3 protein-coding genes are annotated in these 3,802 nt (G+C 50.3%); 1 reads left to right on the forward strand and 2 read right to left on the reverse strand.

Going from position 1 to position 3,802, the window contains the following annotated elements; all coding sequences use genetic code 11:
• On the reverse strand, nt 1–1,332 hold a 1,332-nt coding region (locus VN105_RS08840; protein WP_325639965.1), incomplete at its 3' end, for a M20/M25/M40 family metallo-hydrolase.
• A gap of 179 nt (nt 1,333–1,511) precedes the next feature.
• Here VN105_RS08840 and bshA point away from each other — a divergent pair.
• Nucleotides 1,512–2,651, forward strand: coding sequence for an N-acetyl-alpha-D-glucosaminyl L-malate synthase BshA (bshA, locus tag VN105_RS08845; RefSeq protein WP_325639967.1), 1,140 nt, complete (start codon nt 1,512–1,514; stop codon nt 2,649–2,651).
• Here the strand turns inward: bshA and VN105_RS08850 are convergent.
• A partial coding sequence (locus VN105_RS08850) for a murein hydrolase activator EnvC family protein (RefSeq protein ID WP_325639968.1) occupies nt 2,648–3,802 on the reverse strand: 1,155 nt, incomplete at its 5' end. The two genes, bshA and VN105_RS08850, sit on opposite strands and share 4 nt — an antisense overlap.

A 3,802-nucleotide genomic window follows, 5' to 3' on the forward strand; every position in this document is an offset into this window, starting at 1 on the left:
AAACGCACCCAATTCAAGTTCTCTTTTATTCACTGCCTCAAATACATCATTTGCCGCATGATGAAGATCAAAATAACGCTGGGAATCAGGAGAAAGTTCAGCCATGGGCGTGCCTATTGCGGCATTCAGCTGGCCTACGTCCACGCCTCCTCCGGGCTCTTCAAAATCGTAAATACCATAAGGTGCAAAAAGTGGCTTCCAGCTCTCCATTTTTGCCTTGTGGCCGGCGTCCATGGTGGTGGTGAAACCGCGTGGTGTAAAGCCGCCGGCATCGCTTTCCAGGGCAAAAACATGCTTTTCGCCGCGGGTTTTGGCTACTTCCGCGTATTTCTTGCCTCCGCGCGTACCATTTTCCTCGTTGGCAAACAGCACTACACGCAGGGTATGTTCCGGCTTCAGACCCAGTGCCTTAAAGGCACGCAGCACTTCTATCGATTGTACGCAGCCGGTACCATCGTCATGCGCACCTTCTGCAACATCCCATGAGTCCAGATGCCCGCCAACAGTGATATACTGATCAGGGTATTTACTGCCTTTCAGTTCACCAATCACGTTATGTCCTATTGTGTCTTCCTTCATTTCGCAATTGGTGCGAAGGAATACGCTGGCGCTGTTATCATCCTTCAAACGCTGGCTCAACCGGTCGGCGTCTTCGAGGCCAATGGCTACTGCCGGGATTTTAGGATAGGCGCTGTCGTACTGCATGGCGCCTGTATGAGGGAAGTTATTGGCGCCATGCGACATAGACCTTACAATCACCGCCAAAGCCCCGTACTTCGCCGCCCTGCTGGCGCCCTGACCACGATATTTTACGGCATCGCCATAAGAATAGAATGTTTTTATGAACGTAGGATTAAAGTGGTAGTTATAGAAAACGATCTTTCCCTTTACCTGGTCTTTTTTTGCTTCCAGGTCATCAAAGGAAGCCACTTCCAGCACGGGAGCAGTTACGCCGTCAGGACCGCTGCCCACTGAATTACCCAGGGCCAGCACTTCCAGCGGGGGAATAAAATCCCGGCGTTTGGAAATAATACGTGCTTCTTCCTTGGCTCCCCGTACCCAATGCGGCACCATACACTCCTGGAGATAAACGGTGTCTGCACCGGCCGCTTCCAGCGCCTTCACACCCCATTGCTCGGCTTTTGGCATTTGGGGAGATCCCGCCAAACGGCCACCTATCTGCTTGGTCAGTACCCGCAGGTTTTCGTAAGCAGTGCTATGGGTCAATACTTCATCAGCTAGTTTCCTCAATGTCACTGAATCCTTTTCCTGCGCCACTGCCACGGCTGGCAGGGTACAGGCTAACAAAATTGGCACAATATAATTTCTCATTGCAGCAGGTTAATTTATGGTTAAAACTAATAAAAAAGTGGAAGGAGAAAAGCATAAAGGTGTCCGGCGGCCAACTCCTTTGGTTAACGGTTACCAGCTACCGCTCATCCCTCTCTCCTATGCATTATGTAATATCGTGTTGCTTTTTAGTACCTTTGCAGGATGCAAAAAATCAACTCATGCGCATAGGAATAGTATGTTACCCCACGTACGGTGGTAGTGGGGTGCTGGCCACAGAGCTGGGGAAAGCTCTGGCAGACAAAGGCCATATGGTCCACTTTATTACATATCAGCAACCTGTAAGGCTTAACGCATTTCACGCTAATATATATTATCACGAGGTTCAGGTTCCTACATATCCACTTTTTGATTTTCCGCCCTATGAGTCTGCCCTCAGCAGCACCATGGTGGATGTTATCATTAACCAGAAACTGGATTTGCTGCATGTTCACTATGCCATTCCGCACGCATCTACCGCCTATATGGCCAAACAGATCGTGAAAAAGCATGGCAGAACGGTGCCTTTCATCACCACCCTGCATGGTACAGATATCACCCTGGTGGGGAAAGACAAAACCTACGAACCGGTAGTTACCTTCTCCATTAACGAGTCGGATGCCATTACCGCCGTTTCCGAAAACCTCCGGGATGAAACCTATAAATCTTTCCCGATAGAAAAGGATATAGCCGTTATCTACAACTTCGTGGACACCCAGCGCTTCAGCCGCAGGGAGCTGCCTCATTTCAGGCAGGCAATTGCCCCCAATGGCGAAAAGATCCTGCTGCACGTATCCAACTTCCGCAAGGTAAAACGGGTGCCTGATGTGGTAAAGATATTTGCCCGGGTACGTAAGGAGCTGCCGGCTAAACTGCTGCTGGTTGGCGATGGCCCCGACAGGCCCTCTATCGAATGTCTTTGCCGGGAATTGGGTATTTGTGAAGATGTAAGATTTGTAGGTAAACAGGAGCAGCTGGAAGATGTGATGTCTATCAGTGACCTTTTCCTGCTGCCATCAGAGTATGAAAGCTTTGGTTTGGCTGCGCTGGAAGCAATGGCTGCACGGGTACCTGTGCTTTCCTCCAATGCAGGAGGCTTACCGGAGATCAATATCCCGGGGCAAACCGGTTATATGAGCAATGTGGGAGATGTGGAAGGAATGGCTGCCCATGCCATAAAGCTGCTGAAAGATGAAGCCTTGCTGGAGCAGGTAAGACAAGGAGCCTGGGAACAGGCGCAACGCTTCCATATCGATAATATCATTCCTCAATACGAGGCTTTATACGAAGAAGTATTGCAAAAACAGGTACAGTTGCTCTAACGGGCACGTATCCATTTTTCGGGGTTCTGTTTCACCATGTTGCGATATATCTGTAATTCTATCTCCCCGGCATTGCTACCTGCACCCGGAGCGGCCACACCAAGTGTTTGCCCGCGTTTTACAGAAGCGCCCTTGCTAACACGAACATCCAGTAATCTCACATAGTTGGTAAAATATTTTCCGTGGCGCAGGGTTACCATATACCCTGCGCCCGGCACCATAAATACCATAATTACTTCCCCGTCAAAAATGGCTTTCACTGCGGCGCCCCTGGCGGTGGCGATAATAGTGCCGTTGTGATCCACTTCTATTTTACCTACCCTGCCGGCGCCAAAATGACCAATAACACGGCCTGCATCCACCGGCCACGGCAAACGCCCACGGTTGGCTTCAAAATTGCGCGATAGCGTGAGCGCCTCGGGAGTGGCTACCAGCGCATCTTCACCCGACGTTTTTTCTACCGGCACATCATCCTCTTCCTTTTCTTCTTTTTCCGGTTTCACCGGTAGTTTTTTCCCGGCTTTCTTAGCAGCTGCAATAGCAGCCTTTTTACGGGCAGCTGCCTGGGCCCTGCGACGGGCATCCGCAGCTTTTTTACGGGCCAGCGCCTGTGCTGCAGCCTTCTTTTGTGCAGCCGCTATTTCCCGCCTGATGGCGTTCTGTATGGCCCGGTCTACCTGTCGTGCCTCCGCCTTGCTTTTGTTGATACGCTGTTGTAATTCCTGTTCCTGGTCTTTCAGCTGGGCAATAGTTTTATCAGCCTCCTTCTTATCAGCCAGCAGGTCTATCCGCTGCCGCTGCTCCGTTTGCAACGCCCCGGTTTTCCTGGCCTTCTGTTGTTGCAGGGCAACCAGCTTCTCCCCAAGTAATACTTTGGTAGACAACAGGCTCTCTGCATCCCGGCGCCGGTTTTCACGATACTGCTGCAGGTATTGATAGCGGCGGATGGCATCATTGAAACTGGTAGCGGAAAAAAAGAAGTTCAGCACACTGTAGGAGTCACGGGTCTTATACGCATAAACTACCAGCTGTGCATATCTTGCGCGAAGAGAGTCTACTTCTTTCTCCAGCGTTTGTACGTCACTGTTAGTATCACTGATATCTCCTTCTATTAAACTGATTTCCTTATTGATATGAACGATCTGGGCATT

It is taken from the genome of Chitinophaga sp. (genome assembly GCF_035564935.1).
Classification (GTDB): domain Bacteria; phylum Bacteroidota; class Bacteroidia; order Chitinophagales; family Chitinophagaceae; genus Chitinophaga.